The 17,911-nt window shown below is 47.5% G+C and carries 14 protein-coding genes and 1 pseudogene; 4 read left to right on the forward strand and 11 right to left on the reverse strand.

Annotated elements, in window-relative coordinates; all coding sequences use genetic code 11:
• Window positions 1–155: 155 nt before the first annotated feature.
• The 4 genes from H3001_RS16770 to aat all read left to right on the forward strand — a co-directional run bounded on the left by H3001_RS16770 (window position 156) and on the right by aat (window position 4,590).
• Window positions 156–1,244, forward strand: coding sequence for a tetratricopeptide repeat protein (locus H3001_RS16770; RefSeq protein WP_178244402.1), 1,089 nt, complete (start codon window positions 156–158; stop codon window positions 1,242–1,244).
• A gap of 71 nt (window positions 1,245–1,315) precedes the next feature.
• Window positions 1,316–1,624 (forward strand): ATP-dependent Clp protease adaptor ClpS, encoded by a 309-nt coding sequence (locus H3001_RS16775; RefSeq protein WP_178244403.1) that lies wholly within the window; start codon window positions 1,316–1,318, stop codon window positions 1,622–1,624.
• 99 nt (window positions 1,625–1,723) lie between these two features.
• Window positions 1,724–3,934 carry an AAA family ATPase gene (locus tag H3001_RS16780; RefSeq protein ID WP_181215561.1) on the forward strand — a complete coding sequence of 737 codons (2,211 nt, stop codon included), beginning with the start codon at window positions 1,724–1,726 and terminating at the stop codon, window positions 3,932–3,934.
• A gap of 17 nt (window positions 3,935–3,951) precedes the next feature.
• Entirely contained in the window at window positions 3,952–4,590 is a 639-nt protein-coding gene (gene aat, locus H3001_RS16785) for a leucyl/phenylalanyl-tRNA--protein transferase (RefSeq protein ID WP_181215562.1), read from the forward strand.
• A 179-nt stretch (window positions 4,591–4,769) separates the two neighbouring features.
• Here the strand turns inward: aat and H3001_RS16790 are convergent, their stop codons facing one another.
• From H3001_RS16790 to H3001_RS19905, 11 genes and pseudogenes are all read right to left on the reverse strand, one after another.
• Entirely contained in the window at window positions 4,770–5,216 is a 447-nt protein-coding gene (locus tag H3001_RS16790; RefSeq protein ID WP_181215563.1) for a hypothetical protein, read from the reverse strand.
• Between the two features lie 191 nt (window positions 5,217–5,407).
• Complete coding sequence (glgP, locus tag H3001_RS16795; protein WP_178244407.1) at window positions 5,408–7,975, reverse strand: alpha-glucan family phosphorylase; 2,568 nt, start codon at window positions 7,973–7,975, stop codon at window positions 5,408–5,410.
• A gap of 22 nt (window positions 7,976–7,997) precedes the next feature.
• The gene (locus H3001_RS16800; RefSeq protein ID WP_181215564.1) at window positions 7,998–9,668 is read right to left on the reverse strand and encodes a glycogen/starch synthase; all 1,671 of its coding nucleotides are present in this window, start codon (window positions 9,666–9,668) and stop codon (window positions 7,998–8,000) included.
• A 386-nt stretch (window positions 9,669–10,054) separates the two neighbouring features.
• Complete coding sequence (locus tag H3001_RS16805) at window positions 10,055–10,474, reverse strand: ATPase (RefSeq protein ID WP_178244409.1); 420 nt, start codon at window positions 10,472–10,474, stop codon at window positions 10,055–10,057.
• Window positions 10,475–10,511: 37 nt separating this feature from the next.
• Complete coding sequence (locus H3001_RS16810) at window positions 10,512–12,344, reverse strand: V-type ATP synthase subunit I (protein WP_181215565.1); 1,833 nt, start codon at window positions 12,342–12,344, stop codon at window positions 10,512–10,514.
• Window positions 12,341–12,946, reverse strand: coding sequence for a V-type ATP synthase subunit D (locus H3001_RS16815; protein WP_178244411.1), 606 nt, complete (start codon window positions 12,944–12,946; stop codon window positions 12,341–12,343). Before H3001_RS16815 ends, H3001_RS16810 begins: the two co-directional genes overlap by 4 nt.
• Window positions 12,947–12,967: 21 nt before the next feature.
• Complete coding sequence (locus tag H3001_RS16820; protein ID WP_178244412.1) at window positions 12,968–14,287, reverse strand: V-type ATP synthase subunit B; 1,320 nt, start codon at window positions 14,285–14,287, stop codon at window positions 12,968–12,970.
• A gap of 26 nt (window positions 14,288–14,313) precedes the next feature.
• Window positions 14,314–16,071 carry a V-type ATP synthase subunit A gene (locus H3001_RS16825; RefSeq protein ID WP_181215566.1) on the reverse strand — a complete coding sequence of 586 codons (1,758 nt, stop codon included), beginning with the start codon at window positions 16,069–16,071 and terminating at the stop codon, window positions 14,314–14,316.
• A 17-nt stretch (window positions 16,072–16,088) separates the two neighbouring features.
• Window positions 16,089–16,928, reverse strand: a complete 840-nt coding sequence (locus H3001_RS16830; RefSeq protein WP_178244414.1) for a DUF2764 family protein — start codon at window positions 16,926–16,928, stop codon at window positions 16,089–16,091.
• 9 nt (window positions 16,929–16,937) lie between these two features.
• The gene (locus H3001_RS16835; protein WP_178244415.1) at window positions 16,938–17,528 is read right to left on the reverse strand and encodes a hypothetical protein; all 591 of its coding nucleotides are present in this window, start codon (window positions 17,526–17,528) and stop codon (window positions 16,938–16,940) included.
• A gap of 271 nt (window positions 17,529–17,799) precedes the next feature.
• Window positions 17,800–17,911 (reverse strand): annotated as a pseudogene (locus H3001_RS19905) (ISAon1 family transposase); the annotation flags it as partial.

Raw genomic sequence — 17,911 nt, forward strand, 5'->3', positions numbered from 1 at the left:
AGATGATTATGAGCCGATTTAATTTTATGAGAATTAAATTTAGAATTATCGGAGCTGTATGCGGTGAAAGTCGCACGTACAGTTCTTAATGGGGAAAGCGGCAGCAATGCCGCCGACCTACATAACACTGAAACTGAAGAATACTTGCATTGATTATGTTACATACTTTGTCTGTAATTGCCGGCCGTACATTCGTCTTCAAGGATTTTCTGAAATACCTGGACCTTGCCATTCAGGTGGATGCCGAAGAGAGAGGAGATGACGGGGTGTGCTATTATTTTCACAGAGAGAAGGAATCGACTACGCTGTATGCGATAGTGGACGAGGGAAAAGGAGAGCTGAGCCTGTGCATGGACGGGCTGGCATCGTATGCCGACTATAAGTTTTTTCCGTACCTGGCCGACTGCCTGCATCAGTTTCTGAACCGCTCTCCGCTGACGGTCGACGGACAGTCGGTCTTCGACTTCTACAACGAGGAATGGATGGCAGAAGCCATCGGGGAAGAAATCGCCGGACTGAAGTCGGTCTTGTCGATTGCCCCAAGGTATTACCTGACGCTGCCCTTCCGTCCGTACAGTTATGTATCGAAAGAAATGCTGGCGGAGTACGGGGTGAGTCTGCACTCTTCTACCCCACGCATCTACGGATATATTCAGTTTCTGATGAAACAGCACCGGATGAAGGAGGCTACTGAAGAGGAGCTTGCCAGCGACAGACAACTGGAGGACCAGGAGTTTACGGTGGATGTGCCTCAGCATGTCTCTATCGGAAGAGTGAAGTCGTGGCAGCTGGACGGTGCGGAAACCTGGGAGAGCTTTGCGGCGGAAGATGTACGCATGCTCCTCGAACTGGGAGAAGGCTTCCGGCACGGGAAGAAGGTGGAGGGAGTGGTGTTGAACGACCTCGGTACCCTCTTTCAGGAAGGTATCGGAGTGGCTCAGGACGGAGACAGGGCAGCCTATTGGTTCCGCGAAGCCATCCGGCTCGGAGAGCGGTGGTATGCACCTTCCAACCTGGGAGACCTTTACCGGAAGGGATGCGGGGCACTGGCGCCTTCGCTGACAGAGGCTTTCAAGGCCTACTGTGTATCGGAGGACCCGTATGCACATTACCGCATCGGACAGGCATACGAAGAAGGATGGACTGGCGCTCCGGACATGGACAAGGCAATGGAATGGTACCGGAGGGCTGCGGACGAAAGGCATCACCTGGCTATCCGCAGACTGAAGCAAGTGCAGGCCTGACAGGAAACGGAGCGCAGGCTCGACAGAGAACGGAAAAGAGTATTTTGGAACATTAATGAATCAGTTATCATATGGAACAGACACAATCGGACAGCAAACAGCATCAGTCCTTTCGTTTTCAGGAACCCCGCCGGTTCAAGGTTGTCATCTACAACGATGATTTTACCACCATGGACTTTGTGGTAAGAGTACTTACCGAGGTTTTCTTCAAATCGGCGGCAGAAGCAGAGGCGCTGATGCTGCAGGTGCATAAGAGCGGCTCTTCGGTAGTGGGTATTTACTCGTATGACATTGCCCACTCGAAAGTGGACAAAGCGACACGAATGGCACGGATGGAGGGCTTTCCGCTCCGGCTGGCAGTCTTGCCGGAGGAGGAATAAGGCCGTAAAGGCAGACCGGACGGTTTCTGCGGGAAAGGTTGGGCACGGTTTATCCGACAACCTGTTTTTTCTTACTTTATTTTTTAGTCGACTAACCAAATGGGAGTGAAACAATCTACATATTTCAATCAGGCAATTGCCAGGGCACAGGAAGTAGCCATGGACATGCGGCACGAGTTTATCTTGCCGGAACACATGCTGAAGGCGTTTATGGAACAGGAAGTGTTCCGTACGGCCATCGGCCAATGCCTGGGCGATCCGGAAGGACTTGCCGCACGCATTGATGAATATCTGAGAGAGGAAGTGGAACGGGTACCGGAGGGGATTTCTTATGAAATTGAGCCTTCCGGACAATTGAACGAAGCGGGAGGATATGCGTATCAGCTGGTGCAGTACTCGCAGGCAGACGAACTGGGGGTACCGCATATGGTACAGGGAATCCTGCAGCTGAAGGATTCGTGGGCGGCCCATTTTCTCCAACAGGAACTGGGAGATGAGTTACCGGAGTTTATCGCACAACTGGTAACGGAGTATGAACTGGCGGAAGGGAATGCCCCAGAGGAGACAGAGGGCCAACCTTATGAGGCCTGGAGAAACTTTGTCACCTGCCTGAACGATCATCTGGACCAGTTTCATCCGCTGATTGGCCGGAAGGAGGAAATGGAACGTACCATACAGATTCTGTGCCGGAAGGACAAGAACAACCCGCTGCACATCGGTGAGCCGGGAGTCGGGAAAACGGCTCTGGTACACGGACTGGCGGCACGCATCGAGGAAGGCAATGTCCCCGACCGCCTGCAGGGATGCCGCATCTATGAACTCGACCTGGGCAGTCTCATTGCCGGCACACAGTTCAGAGGGGAATTTGAAAAACGGCTGAAGGGCATCATGGAGGGAATCCGCCGGGAAGGAAATGCCATAGTCTATATTGATGAAATCCATAACCTGGTAGGTGCCGGACGGAACGGAGACGGAGGCATCGACGCAACGAACCTCTTGAAACCGTATCTGGAAAGTGACGAGGTGCGCTTCATCGGGGCGACGACCTACGACGAGTACAACCGGAATCTTTCACGGAGCAAAGGACTGTTGAGAAGGTTCCAGCAGATTGATGTGCCGGAACCCAGCGTAGAGGAAAGCATACGCATCCTGGAGGGACTGAAAAAGAAGTACGAGCAGTATCATGGCATCCGGTACGACAAAGAGGCCATCGCTTTTGCCGTCAAGGCCAGTGCCCGGTTCATGAACGACCGTTTCCTGCCCGACAAGGCCATCGACCTGATTGATGAAGCCGGTGCTTACCGGGAACTGCATCCGCTGAAATCCGGAAAGAACAAGGTAGACAAGGCACTCATCAGCGATATCCTGTCGCGCATCTGCAAGGTCGACACCCTCCGTCTGAGCGGAGACAACCAGCAGCTGGAATCGCTGCACGCACGGATCAGCACACAGATTTACGGACAGGAGGAAGCAGTGGCACAGGTCGTAGAAGCGGTACAGATGGCCCAGGCGGGACTTTCGGACGAGAACAAGCCCATGGCCAGTCTGCTGTTTGTCGGTCCTACAGGCGTCGGAAAAACAGAAGTTGCCAAGGTACTTGCCAATGAAATGGGAGTTGCCCTGCAGCGCTTCGACATGAGTGAATACGCGGAAAAGCATACCGTGGCCAAGCTCATCGGCTCTCCGGCAGGATATGTGGGCTACGATGACGGAGGACTGTTGACCGACGCCATCCGGAAAACTCCCCACTGCGTACTGCTGCTGGATGAAATCGAAAAGGCACATCCGGATATCTTCAACATCCTGCTGCAGGTAATGGATTATGCGGTACTGACAGACAACAAAGGCCGGAAGGCCGACTGCAGGCACATCGTACTGATCATGACCTCCAATGCCGGTGCACAGTATGCCCGTCAGGCAGCCATCGGATTCGGCGGAGGCATCGGTGCCGGAGAAAGTATGATGAAGCAGGTGAAGAAGACCTTCAAGCCCGAGTTCCTGAACCGTCTCTCGGCTACGGTGGTATTCCATGACATGAGCAGGGAAATGGCATCGCAGATTCTCGACAAGAAACTCATGCAACTGAAGGAGCGGCTCAAGGCGAAGAATGTGGAAATGGAAGTCACCCTGGAAGCGCACGACTGGATGCTCCGGAAGGGCTTCACACAGGAATATGGGGCACGGGAACTGGACCGTGTCATCACCTCCCAGCTCAAGTCGCTGCTGATGCGGGAAATTTTATTTGGAAAACTGAAAAAAGGCGGCAAGACCATTGTCCGGACAGAGAACGACCGGCTGGTGTTGTCGTGACCGAAAAAGACTGATGTATGGTATTCAGACTGACTCATGAACTGATTTTTCCGAATCCGTATCTGGGCGATACGGACGGACTGCTGGCCGTGGGAGGCGATTTGAGCATCGACCGACTGCTGCTGGCTTACTCCAACGGAATCTTTCCGTGGTATGCCTTCAAGGAAGGGGAAATCCAATGGTGGTGTCCCCTGCAGCGCTTTGTCATCTTCCCGGACGAGATTCATGTCTCGCACTCGATGCGGACACTGCTCAACAAAGGTACTTATGAGGTTACCTTCAATACGGCCTTCGAGGAGGTAATCAAGGCCTGTGGCGACCTGCGGAAGGACATGGAAGGGGCATGGCTGGGAGAAGACATGACAGCGGCCTATACCCAGCTTTTCCATCAGGGGTTTGCAGCCAGTGTAGAAGTCTGGAAAGACGACGAACTGGTGGGCGGACTGTACGGAGTGACCCTGGGAAAATGTTTCTTCGGAGAAAGCATGTTTTCCCTGGCTCCCAGTGCTTCCAAGGTGGCTCTCATTGAACTGGCCCGTTTCTTACAGGAGCACGGAGGCGTAATGATCGACTGCCAGTTTGAGACTCCTCACCTCAAGTCGATGGGAGGAAGATATATCTCGTACGAAGAATACATGAAACTGATTCGCGAATAATCCGTCAGCTCTGATAAAAAAACAAGTAAAGCTTAGCCGACCACGTATGATGATGCCGGCTAAGCTTTACTTGTTTCTATACTGTCCTATATTCCAGACTGTCCGACCGTTCCCGAAACGTATCGGATACCGGGGAATTTTGGGATTCTCCCGGAAACCATCCGGTCAGCGCCCTACCGTCAGTTCCGTTGATAAGTATTCACATTCACAATCTCTCCCCAGTCCGTCGTCACTACATTTTCCAGGATGAGATTGGATGCACTCAAGCCGCTGACGGCATACTCTTCGGTCTGCACGACAACTCCTCCAGGATGCTGCAACTCGTATTGAAACCGCAGCGTGTTACCGTCCAGTGTCCATTTGTACGTACGTGAACCCGTATGGACATTCCTTGAAATGAGGGTTCCATCTTCGGAAAAAGTCAGGAAGATGGTCTGCGGGTCAACCGTATCTTCTACCTTTTCAATGACCTCCCCATTCATTATTTTCGACATCACCGAAGTCTGAAGCTCCCACGTACCGATCAGCTGGTCGGACGAAGGATTGTCTGAACTACATGCAGACAGGAGGATCAGAAGCCCTGCCATCAGGCCCAGCAACTGAATCCGGCCCTTTACAACATCCATAATCATTGTTTTTTGTTTTTCAATCAGCATATGACAATCACATTATAAGGCTAATATGGCAAAGAGGGGCTTTGCAAGAATCCTCTCACAAGCCCCTCTTCCTATTTTAAGATGTATGGTCATTCCTCATCCGCCCATCCAGGAATCACTTTCATTCCTCCATCAGCAGAATCGGATACGACACGTTCCTGTCAGGCATTGAACCAGCGAACATAGCAGAAGTCCTGACGGTGAGGCAGGTCTGCATGTTTCGGGAACATACGGTAAGCTACCTTGAAGCTACCAGAGTTAGACAAACTGTGAGTTACCTGGAATGTATACAGGTTGCCTTCACGTTTCACCATTTCAAGCGGAGTTACAGAATAGATGCTTTCCTTACCTTCGCCGTTAGTGTGAGTAACCACCATTTCTACTCCAATAGCATCTTCCAGACCCCTTTCGTCGATTACACAAGTAATGGTATAATCCTTACCGCTTTCTACATTACCCTTGCGGAGTTCTTCGCAGCGTTCCATAGATACTACTTCAATGCTATCCCATTTAGCAGCCACTTCTTCCTTCCAGTCGGCAAGTGCCTTAGCCTTTTCATAGTTATTGGCAGCCAGTTTGTGGAAGTGTTCAGCTTCACGGATATAGAACTTAGAATAGTAGTCATCCAACTGACGCTTCATCGTATAATGAGGAGCGATCTGAGCGATAGAATTCTTGATAGTCTTTACCCAGCCAGTTGAATAACCCTTGTTGTTGCGGGCATAGTACAACGGCAGGATTTCAGTTTCGAGGATACTGTAGATAGTAGCAGCATCCAGCTGATCCTGATGTTCCTGATTCTGGTAAGTACGTTTTTCAGTCAACGCCCATCCTGCACCTTCGCGGTAACCTTCGAGCCACCATCCGTCGAGTACAGAGAAGTTTACTACACCGTTCATCAAGGCTTTTTCACCAGATGTACCAGAAGCTTCCAACGGACGAGTCGGAGTATTCATCCAGATATCTACACCAGAAACCAGACGACGAGCCAACTTCATATCGTAGTTTTCGAGGAAGATAATCTTACCCAGGAATTCCGGACGTTTTGAGATTTCCACAATCTTCTTGATCAGGCCCTGACCTGCGCCATCGTGCGGATGTGCCTTTCCGGCAAACAGGAACTGAACAGGATAGTCAGGATTGTTCACGATCTTAGCCAGACGGTCAAGGTCGGTAAACAACAGGTGAGCACGCTTGTAAGTAGCGAAACGGCGTGCAAAACCGATGAGCAATGCGTTCGGGTTGATCTTGTCCATCAAAGACACTACGCGTGAAGGATCACCCTGGTTCTTCAACCAAGTATCACGGAACTGATGACGGATATAATCGATCAGTTTGTTCTTCAATGCCACACGAGTTCTCCAGATTTCTTCATCAGGCACATTGTAGATAGCTTCCCAGATCTTCGGATTTGACTGATCCTTCATGAAGTTCTTGTCGAAATATTTCTTGTACAATGCCTTCCATTCAGAAGCACACCAAGTCGGGAAGTGTACACCGTTGGTTACATAACCTACATGGTTTTCTTCAGGGAAATAACCCTTCCAGATACCGGCAAACATATCCTGAGATACTTTTCCGTGCAACCAGCTCACACCGTTTACTTCCTGGCAAGTGTTGCAAGCGAAAGTAGACATACAGAAACGTTCGTTAGGATCACCCGGATTGATACGTCCCAGGTTCATCAGATCCTGCCATTCGATACCCATACGCTGAGGATATCCACCCATATATTTGCCGAACAGACCTTCATCGAAATAGTCGTGACCTGCAGGAACCGGAGTATGAACCGTATACAGAGAAGAAGCACGGACTACTTCCAGAGCCTGGTCGAATGACATACCGCTTTCTACGTAATCGCACAGACGCTGTACGTTACACAAGGCAGCATGACCCTCGTTGCAGTGATAAATATCTTTCTTGATACCCAGTTTCTTCAGCAGCAATACACCACCGATACCCAACAGGATTTCCTGTTTCAGACGGTTTTCCCAATCGCCACCATACAACTGGTGTGTAATAGAGCGGTCGAATTCACTGTTCAGTTCATTATCAGTATCCAACAGATACAAAGGAACACGACCTACATTTACTCTCCATACGAAAGCGTGTACGTAGTAATCCAGGTAAGGAACATCCAGTACCAGCGGTTTGCCGTCTTCGCCTACCACACGTTCCAGCGGCAAGCTGCCGAAGTTCTGTGCTTCGTAGTTGGCAATCTGCTGTCCGTCCATAGACAAGCTCTGGCTGAAGTATCCGTAACGATACAGGAAACCGATCGCACACATATCTACATTACTGTCTGAAGCTTCCTTCAGATAGTCACCAGCCAGGATACCCAGACCACCTGAATAAATCTTCAGTACGGCTGTCATACCATATTCCATACAGAAATAGGCTACAGAAGGACGGTTTGGATTTGGCTTTTCCTTCATATATGCATCGAAATCGGCATATACTTTATGAATATTATTTAAAACTTCTTTGTCAGTTGAAAGAGCTTCCAACTTCTCATAGTTCAAGCGTTCCAACAACAAAACAGGATTCTGACCCACTTCCTGCCATAAATCCGCGTCAAGCGACTTAAACAATTCTGTAGCTTCATCGTTCCAAGCCCACCAGATATTGCGGGCCATTACTTCCAACATTTTCAATGACTCAGGAATACGAGATTTTACGTTAATATCTCTCCATACAGGAGCATTGACACAATTTGTTTTAACTTTCATATTGTTTGTTTTTTTATAAGGTTCATTCTTTTTCCGAGCAACGCTTCTGCGCATTCCGCAAAGCGATGTCGTATGCTTCGTAATAATAACGGATAAAATGTTTCCACAATGCCTTTTCAGCAATCTTGCCGGCACGTTCACGGATGTCATTTACCTGCTTTTCCGGCAAATTGGAGAATTCCACGATAGTATCCTTGATGGCATCTGCCACTTCCGAATAGTTGTAGTCGGTACGGTGAATCACCTTCACTCCATCGGCCAGCGTACTGAATCCGCCTTTCAGGGAGTTCACCCACAAGCCGAATCCGGCCAGGTCGGTAGTCACAGTAGGCACCTTGAATGCGATACTTTCCAGCGGAGTATATCCCCAAGGCTCATAATAAGAAGGATAGACACTCAAGTCAGAACCGATGATCAGGTCGTAATAAGATTCGTTCAGGATACCGTCACGTCCGTCCAGGTAACAAGGTACAAAGATGACCTTCACCTTTGAATCCTTTGAATTGGACATGTTCAGATACTTCAGCATATCAAGCACCTGGTCGTGACTCATGTTATGCAGCCAGTGAGTGATAAAAGGACATTCCAGCGGAGTGTCATAATCCTGGTTGCTTTCCAGACGCTCCTTCAGGTCTTCACGGGCATCCCCTACCCAACTCGGCACATTGACAAAAGCAATGATTTCCTTCTGCAGGTTCTTGTCGCGTGTCAGACGGTTCAATGATTCCAGATACACATTGATACCCTTGTTCTTGAACTCATACCGTCCGCTGGTACCGACAATCAGTGCATCAGCAGAAATCTTGGTTCCCAGCAGTTTTTCAGCCAGATTCAACAACACCTTACGTGCATGCTGACGCTTCTTGAGGAAAGTTTTACCTTTCGGAACAAAATCTCCCTCGAAACCGTTCATCAGCACCGCATCGGCCGGTTTGTCCAGCAATTCCTTACATTCATTATTGGTGATATCACTTACAGTAGTGAAGCAATCTACGAAATGAGCCGTCTGTTTTTCTATAGAATGCTTAGATTCCATATTCAGTTCACGGGCCATCTGGTCTCCGTTATAAGCAAACAGATAGTCATACAAAGGTTTGTTGTTACCGGCAATAGAGCGTCCTATTGAAGTAGCGTGTGTAGTAAATATAGTAGCGATTTCAGGTACATGCTTCTGTATATACAGCGCACCCAGTCCTGTCATCCATTCGTGTGCCTGATAAATTACCTTATCAGATTCATTCAGTTGGAAGCGGTAAAAGCTTTCCACAACCTTTCCAGCCGCATACGAAAACATGGAAGCTTCGTCATAGTCTCCATATGCATGTAAAGAATCAACTCCGAAATCGGCCCACGCCTGCGTATATATATCATTCTTATAAGCAAAATAAGGCTGGAAATCCACCAAAATCGCTATCGGTTTTCCCGGTATGTTCCACCGTCCGATACGGATTTTCAAATTATCTTCCTTCTCTGCGTGTTCTTTCCAACTTTTCAGAAGATTCGTATCTTCCGTAAACAAAGGATTTTCCTTATCCAACCAGAATTCAGGTCCTATAAAGAAAATTCGGTCCGGGAAAGTATTCTGCAAGGTCTTAGCTCTTGTAGACAATACAGTGTAAATTCCACCGACTTTATTGCATACTTCCCAACTTGACTCGAAAATGTAATCAGGTGTTAGCAACTGTTTCATCATCTCAGTAATATTTTCTAAATCAAGTGCGAATATAGAGAAAATATTTAATTTAAAAGTTGTTTTATAACATGAAAATCACATTATCACATTATTTCTATAATTTACTTTCATTCATTCATATACACATTATAAGGAGAAATGGAGCAACATGTCACCACTTTTTCCAGAATCCTTACATTTGACACGGAATCTGATTATTTTTCCGTTCTTCTGGATTTCCTGTATTTTCTACCCCCCTGAAATGCGCTTTTTTTCTGCCCTCATTTGCCAAAATCACAAATATCCTTGGTTTTCCGCATAAAAAAGGTGGGAAGAAGTCCCCGAAAGAACCGCTTCCCACCCTATATCATGCACATTCTGTCAGTCTGCGACAGAAACGGGCGTTATTACATCATCAATACAGCCACCAAAGCCAAGATAGCGTAGAATTCCGGCAAAGCAGCGTAAATCATGGTGTTAGTCTGTACATCGTGTCCCTGAGAGATACCTACGATACCGCTGGCAGAAATCTGACCCTGACGGATAGCAGAGAACAGACAAACCAGACCCATACCTAAACCTACACCCAGCATCAAAGGACCGTCCGTAGTAAAGTCACGTCCCATAGACATCAGGAAAGCCACGAAACCATACAAACCCTGTGTAGCAGGAAGTGCAGAAAGAATCATATAACTAGCCGACTTAGAAGGATCTTTCTTCAACGCACCTTCTGCCGCATTTCCTGCGATTGTTGTACCAAAACAGCTTCCAATACCAGACAAAGCCAACATCAGGCCTAAGCCCAAATAACCTAAAATTTCATTCATAATTTTTTTGTTTTATTCGTTATTAATATATTTTTCTTTATTCGTTGTTCGATTTCATCACAGAGAAAGGTTTGTAAGCCTCTCCTTTGCCTTCATAGCCCGAATTCTTGAAATACTCTACAAAAGTAAGACGGAGCGGGTGAACGAAGGCACTCAGACAAGACATCGCGATATTCAGGGCATGTCCGAATACCAGAATCAGACCGCAGAAAATCCATCCGAGAACCGGTCCGGCCGCATCGTTTACCATGAATGCCAGCTGATTGAATACTCCACCCAACATACCGCCGGCCAGCCCGAGGGCATACAGACGGATGTAAGACAACGTATCTCCCAGCAAACCGGTTGCCATGTTATAGGTATCCCATACTCCGGCACCGATATTGGCAAAGATATTGCGATGGAAGTCATTCAGCAGGTAAATACCGATAGCAGAAATACCACCAATGACGATAAACGCCCAGTTGGTCACTTCGGCAGATATCACCTCAAAGAAAGAGAGTCCGCCGGTACAGATGAATCCCACTACCAGCAGCAACCATCCCCACGCACTGAGCGAAGCCTTGAACCCGTATCTTACGGTACTGCATACCGCCTTGACAGTCATCGCCAGACAAATATGTACCACACCGATAATCAGTGCCAGCAACATCTGCTTGTCATAGTTCGTTCCGTCAATCTTGCCGGTAATCATGAGACCCTTCATCCACTGTGGCAGTTCCACATCAAACAGGCTGACCCCGAAGAAGGTTCCCAGCACCGCACCGAATACAGTAGTAAAGATACCCAGCGTAATGACCAGATTCATCATTCCAGCCATAGACTTCGACATCTTCTTCTTCAGCAGGAATCCCAATGCAATAAGAATCAGACCATAGCCTGCATCTCCCATACAGAAGGCAAAGAAAAGCGAGAAGAAAGGAGCCAGAATCGGCGTCGGGTCAAACTCTCCGTAATCAGGCATACCGTACATTTTGGTAAGCACCTCATACATTCTGACAAACGCATTATTCTTCAGCTTGATCGGAGCATTGTCCTCCTTTTCCTCACCGCGTACTTCGTAGTAGATGCTTCGTGACTCCAGCATATCCAATACCGTCTGCTCGTTCTCCTCCGGCACCCATCCTTCGAGGAGCAGTACGCTACCCTCAGCCAGACGCTCTCCGTTCAGTTTCACCTGTTCCATATCCAGGTCTTCCTGCAGACGTGCCGCCACATACTTGCAAGTAGAGACGGTTGCATTACAGAACTGACGCAAGTTTTCCATGTGCTCCTGGATTTCGGCTTCGATTTTGCTCTTTTCCGCTTCCAGCTGCAGCAGCGACATGGAAGGAAGCACCACCTTTTCCGCATCCAGTTCAACCGGTTCTTTGGTTACGGTCACAAAATACACGCGGCCACCCTCACGGTGAATGGTGATGGCATGATATGCCTCTTCCCAACTTTCGTCAAACTGTCTTTCCGCACAAGTATAGAAATTCATGAGCCAGCCCATCTCCTCCAGCTGACGGATCCGTGCCCAGTCGAACTGTCCCCAGACCTTCATCTGAGCCAAGTCCTTCTGAACAGTCACCAGCCGCTGCTGCGATGCCTGAATCATCGCCTGAATCGATTCGTATCGGTTGATGATCTCATCGCCCGAGAGCGACTTCTCCACCTTCGGATCTACCTGATCGGCATAACGAAGCATATTCTGCAAGAGTGCCTTATACGAATTACGTTTCTGGATGAACCCCTGCAACTGTCCTTCTATCTCTCCCGATTTTCTCTCCACAATATGAACGACTCCCACTTCCCGAAGGTCCTGCAGGAACGATTCATACTCCTTATGATAAATCAGGAAAGTCAGTTTCTTCATTTTCGCTATCATACTTCAGCCTCCTTTCTCTTTTCCTGAATCGATTTCAGAATCTTCTGCGAAGACTTCGACAGATTTTCCTCATCCTCCATAAAGCGCTTGATTTTTCTCAGTGCATCCTGATAGCCCGGTATCTGTACCTTCTCAAAAAGATTCACCTTCTGAGTGGTTTTCTTTCGTGCATGCTCCAGCAAGCCCAGCTTGGCCAAGGTAAATTCACGTTCGATAGCTGTCTGAGCCAGTTGTTTCAGCAGATGAATACCATCTGCAAACCATTTCGGACTGTCGAACAGACTGAACGGACGGATTTCAAAATCCACCTCTTCCAGCAACGGTACACGAACCCCGGCTATCTTGCGCACTCCCAGATGAACGTCCTTCACCTTCACCAGCGAAGCATCAAATTCATTCCACAATGCAAACATGGCATCGTAAGTCTGAATCTGCTGTTCCAGACGCTCTTCCAATTCCACAGCCTCCGTCTTGCACCTCTTGACTTCCAGACGCAGCGCACTCTCCTTATTCTTGATAATAGGAAGCGTACGCACGCGGATTTTGAGCTGCTTTTCCAGCTGTTGGAGCGAAGTTTTATTATATTGAAATTTTATAGCCATCTTCCCGGTTCAAATTATAAATTACTTTTTCCAATACTGATCCACAAATTCCTTCTTGATGTTCACCTCTTCCGGCTTGAAATATTTGCTGAACAAGCCCCAGGTAACATCCAGCATTTCTGTGGTATTCAAGTTGACGTCGATGGCCAGCAACTGGTTGGCATAATCCTTGGCAAATGCCAGTGTTCGCTCGTCGTAGTTGGTCAGGTCGAAACCGTTTTCCATCTTCGTCTTGGCATTGGCCGCATCGGCATACAGACGAACCGCCGCATTCATTACCTGCGGATGGTCCTTACGTGTCTTCTTACCGCTTACGAGCTGTTTCAGACGAGACAACGAACGGAACGGATCGACAATAACCTTACCGATATCACTGTCACGGCGCAAGAACAACTGACCCTCGGTGATGTAACCCGTATTATCCGGAACGGCATGCGTAATGTCACCGCCCGACAGCGTAGTCACCGCAATAATGGTAATAGAACCTCCGCTCGGGAACTGTACCGCCTTTTCGTAAATCTTGGCCAAATCCGAATACAATGATCCTGGCATAGAGTCCTTCGACGGAATCTGGTCCATACGGTTAGACACGATAGCCAGCGCATCCGAATAAGAAGTCATATCTGTCAGCAGCACGAGCACCTTCTGATTATGCTCTACCGCAAAATATTCAGCAGCCGTCAGCGCCATATCCGGAATCAGCAAACGTTCAACCGGAGGATTTTCCGTAGTATTCACAAAACTGATGATACGGTCGAGCGCACCCGCATTCGAGAACACATTCTTAAAATACAGGTAGTCATCGTTTGTCATACCCATACCTCCCAGGATAATCTTGTCAGTCTCGGCACGCAGCGCCACGTTGGCCATTACCTGGTTGAACGGCTGGTCAGGATCGGCAAAAAACGGAATCTTCTGTCCAGACACCAGCGTATTGTTCAAGTCGATACCGGCAATACCTGTCGCAATCAGTTCAGACGGCTGTTTACGCCGAACCGGATTCACGGAAGGACCACCGATTTCCACTTCCGTACCCTCAATTTCCGGTCCCCCGTCAATCGGGTCACCGAACGCATTGAAGAAACGGCCCGCCAGCTGCTCGCTCACCTTCAGCGTAGGCGCCTTACCCAAGAACACCACTTCCGCATTGGTCGGGATACCTTCCGTACCCTCAAATACCTGCAAAGTCACTTCATCGCCGGCTATCTTTACTACCTGAGCCAGCTTTCCGTTCACCTGAGCCAGCTCATCATATCCTACCCCTGTCGCCTTCAAGGAGCAGGTCGCTTTTGTGATCTGACTGATCTGAGTATATATTTTCTGAAAAGCTTTTGTTGCCATCTTATATTCTAGTTTTTATCAGTTCATTATTTTACACTTCTTTCGGCAACCAATTCCTGCAACTGTTTCTGGAAATCCAAATACTGTTCCGAGCGGAATCGTGCATAGTTCATCTGCTTGCAGATATTGATCATCTTCTTGAAGTAGTCCATTACTTCCACGAACGAATCAAACTCAAACTCAGTGTGACAGATATCAATGATTGAATTGACAATCTCCTCCTGACGTTCCATCGGAGTAACGGCATCCACTTCATCGAACGCATCCTGCTGCAGAATCACAAAGTCAATCAGTTCCGACTTCCAGAACGTTACGTGATATTCTACAGGCACACCGTCATCACCCAGGATGTTGATCTGTTCGGCAATTTCCTTACCACGCAGCAACCGGGTCTTCAGCTCATTCACCTTCCCGATCCACTGGTCATTGATTCTTTCAGCAATGTATTTCTCAAATTCCGGATATTCCAGATACTTCGAATAAGAGTCGATCGGGTTTACAGCCGGATAACGCTTACGGTCGGCACGTTCCTGCTCGAGGGCATAGAAACAGCGGGCTACCTTCTTCGTATTTTCCGTTACCGGTTCCTTCAGGTTACCACCTGTCGGAGACACCGTTCCGATGAACGTAATAGAACCCGTAGCTCCGTTGTTCAGGTGAACGAAGCCTGCACGTCCGTAGAAGTTCGAAATAATGGCAGAGATATCCATCGGGAAGGCATCCGGTCCAGGAAGTTCCTCCATACGGTTTGACATCTCACGCAGCGCCTGTGCCCAACGCGAAGTAGAGTCGGCCATCAGCAGCACCTTCAGTCCCATTGCACGGTAGAACTCAGCCATTGTCATCGCCGTATACACAGAAGCTTCACGGGCAGCAACCGGCATGTTTGAAGTATTTGCCACGATGATGGTACGTTCCATCAATTTACGTCCTGTATGCGGGTCTACCAGTTCCGGGAACTCCGTAAAGATTTCCACTACCTCATTGGCACGTTCACCACAGGCAGCAATAATTACGATGTCCGCTTCAGCCTGCTTGGAGATTGCATGCTGCAAGACTGTCTTACCGGTACCGAACGGTCCAGGGATAAATCCCGTACCACCTTCTACAATCGGGTTTACCGTATCGATTACACGCACACCCGTTTCCAGCAGACGATATGGACGCGGTTTTTCCTTGTAATTCGTCATCGCCTTCTTCACCGGCCATTTCTGAATCATGTTTACCGCAATTTCCTTGCCGTCCTTATCTACCAGTACGGCCACAGTATCTTCGATGGTATAATCACCCTCAGCCACAATCGACTTCACCTTGCAGGTTCCCTCCAGCTGGAACGGAGCCATGATCTTCAGCGGCTGGTGATTTTCCTCCACCTCACCCAGCCATCCGGCAGCGATGATTTCGTCTCCGGCCTTTGCCAGTGGTGTGAAGTGCCATTTCTTTTCTTTATCCAACGGATAAGTATACTGACCTCTTTTCAGGAAAACACCTTCCATCTTGTCGAGGTCGTTCTGCAGACCGTCATAATTCTTCGAAAGCATACCCGGTCCCAGTGTCACTTCCAGCATGTGTCCGGTAAACTCAGCCTCTGCACCCACCTTCAGTCCACGTGTGCTTTCAAAAACCTGTACATATACATTCTTGCCTACCACCTTGATTACCTCAGCCATCAGCCGGTCACCTCCGGTAAGAATGTAGCATATTTCATTTTGAGCTACCGGTCCATCCACGGTCAACGTTACCATGTTGGCAATAACTCCCAATACAGTTCCTTTTGTTGCCATTCTTATTTATTATTTTATCATTTTCTAAACTCTTCGGGTATCTGAACCTCGTTCTTCAGATTTTGGATCATCTGACGGAACAGTTCGCTTCCCTTTTCCTTATCCAATAAAATCCAGCGCTCAATCATTTCAAGCTGCAGCAGGAAAACCAACAGGCGCTCGATGGTAAAATAATGGAAAAAAGACTCTTCTTCCAGCCATTTCCATTTCAACTGGTCTATTTTCTTTTCTCTATCCAGCAGATTTTCTGTTTCCGAGATACGGACCAGCGATTCCCAATAATCCATTTCAGCCGACAAACCGAAGTCTCTGGCATTCGATGTACGCAACTGGTTGCTTACCTCTCCTTCTCCGACAATGTATTCTGCCACCTCCATCTTATACTTGCGGGCAGTCAGTGCAGAAAGGACATTGTTGAGGTTCAGATTGAATTCAAACCATGATGCCAGGAAAGTATTGCCACATTTCATTGCATACGCATAAAACATGGAAGTCAATAAGTCCTGAATCTGGAATTTTTCATTTTCCTGGAGCGTAGCATACCGTTCAATGAATTCAGCCATATAAGAAGGATACCTGGCATCAATCTTATCACCGTCGCGCACTGCTTGGATCAGTGCCCTCAAGTCATCGTCCGAGAACAGTCCCTTCCCTTCGGCAACGGCCTCCTTGTCGGCCAGTAACCGCAACAGGTCCTTGTTGTCAAATCTCAGGAACAACAGATCGACCAGTTTTCTGTCTTTTTCAGACAGGGCAGGATAAATTTCAGACTTAAAATCAGACAGTGTACAGCTGAGCTTCGCGTCATCCAATGACAAATCTGGTAAACCGGCTACTAAATAATAATAGCTGCTCATAATAATTTATCAGAATAACATTTCTACCAATTGCGGACGCAGGAACTCCTTAAAGTAATTTTCAAATTCTTCTTCACCGAAGTTTACTTTATAAGAGCCATCGGCCGGAGAAATAGAGAACAGCACCTTTGTACCGTTTACTTCTTCTATTTTCACTCCCTTGTCCAGCATATTCTTGGCATTAGCCAGAAAATATTTCTTCAGTGATTCTGCATCATTGACAGAAATCACGATCGGTTCATTTGCCGACCATTGGGCAGCGAGCGCAACAATAAATTTATTGAGGAAATCTTTATCAGAGACAAAGCCTTTTACAGCTTCACCGACAGTAGTATCAGTAAGTAAGTTAACAACCTCTGTTTTCAGGGCATTCAATGCTTGTCCTGCAAATAATTTCAGTTCAGATTTTGTATTTTCTTTTAACTCATCAGCCGATTTCCGGGCATCCTGGAGGATTTTCTCAGCCTCAGACTTTGCTTCTTCAATCAACTGCTGTGCTTTTTGCTTTGCATCTTCTACTAGTTTCTGGGCTTCAAGGTTTCCCTTTTCTACCCCCTCCTGGTAGATTTTGTCAGCCAATTCCTGAATTTTATTTTCCATGGTTCAATATGTTTTGATTACAAAATTAACAAGTTCATAGGGCAAGCAAATGCTTACTTGATTCAAATATACTAAAACAAAATACATACCCTGCAATTATTTTTAAATATTTTATTTTAAACATATAAAAATACGATTGAAGTGCTTTTTTTGCAAACTGAAAATTACAAATACGATTCCGGAAGGAGGGGAAGAAAATAAATCGGAAAATCAGGACAGTACCGGAAGGAGGAACAGCAAGGTTCTGTAAAGAAAATGGGTCAGTAGCTTTTTAGTGGGGATATGCATATAAGTTCGCAATGCGGAATAAGAAAAACTTCTTGTCAACAACTCCCCTGAGATTCGCTCTAAAGAGTTTGATTTTAGCATTGAATGATTCAGCA

The organism is Phocaeicola faecicola (assembly GCF_013618865.1).
GTDB classification, from domain to species: Bacteria; Bacteroidota; Bacteroidia; order Bacteroidales; family Bacteroidaceae; genus Phocaeicola; species Phocaeicola faecicola.

Bases quoted from the DNA above. Each gene is read 5' to 3' on its own strand.
- H3001_RS16830 (WP_178244414.1), bottom strand. From the start codon at position 16,928: ATGAGCAGCTATTATTATTTAGTAGCCGGTTTACCAGATTTGTCATTG.
- H3001_RS16805 (WP_178244409.1), bottom strand. From the start codon at position 10,474: ATGAATGAAATTTTAGGTTATTTGGGCTTAGGCCTGATGTTGGCTTTG.
- H3001_RS16780 (WP_181215561.1), top strand. From the start codon at position 1,724: ATGGGAGTGAAACAATCTACATATTTCAATCAGGCAATTGCCAGGGCA.
- H3001_RS16770 (WP_178244402.1), top strand. From the start codon at position 156: ATGTTACATACTTTGTCTGTAATTGCCGGCCGTACATTCGTCTTCAAG.
- H3001_RS16775 (WP_178244403.1), top strand. From the start codon at position 1,316: ATGGAACAGACACAATCGGACAGCAAACAGCATCAGTCCTTTCGTTTT.
- H3001_RS16790 (WP_181215563.1), bottom strand. From the start codon at position 5,216: ATGGATGTTGTAAAGGGCCGGATTCAGTTGCTGGGCCTGATGGCAGGG.
- aat (WP_181215562.1), top strand. From the start codon at position 3,952: ATGGTATTCAGACTGACTCATGAACTGATTTTTCCGAATCCGTATCTG.
- H3001_RS16835 (WP_178244415.1), bottom strand. From the start codon at position 17,528: ATGGAAAATAAAATTCAGGAATTGGCTGACAAAATCTACCAGGAGGGG.
- H3001_RS16810 (WP_181215565.1), bottom strand. From the start codon at position 12,344: ATGATAGCGAAAATGAAGAAACTGACTTTCCTGATTTATCATAAGGAG.
- H3001_RS16815 (WP_178244411.1), bottom strand. From the start codon at position 12,946: ATGGCTATAAAATTTCAATATAATAAAACTTCGCTCCAACAGCTGGAA.
- glgP (WP_178244407.1), bottom strand. From the start codon at position 7,975: ATGAAAGTTAAAACAAATTGTGTCAATGCTCCTGTATGGAGAGATATT.
- H3001_RS16800 (WP_181215564.1), bottom strand. From the start codon at position 9,668: ATGATGAAACAGTTGCTAACACCTGATTACATTTTCGAGTCAAGTTGG.
- H3001_RS16820 (WP_178244412.1), bottom strand. From the start codon at position 14,287: ATGGCAACAAAAGCTTTTCAGAAAATATATACTCAGATCAGTCAGATC.
- H3001_RS16825 (WP_181215566.1), bottom strand. From the start codon at position 16,071: ATGGCAACAAAAGGAACTGTATTGGGAGTTATTGCCAACATGGTAACG.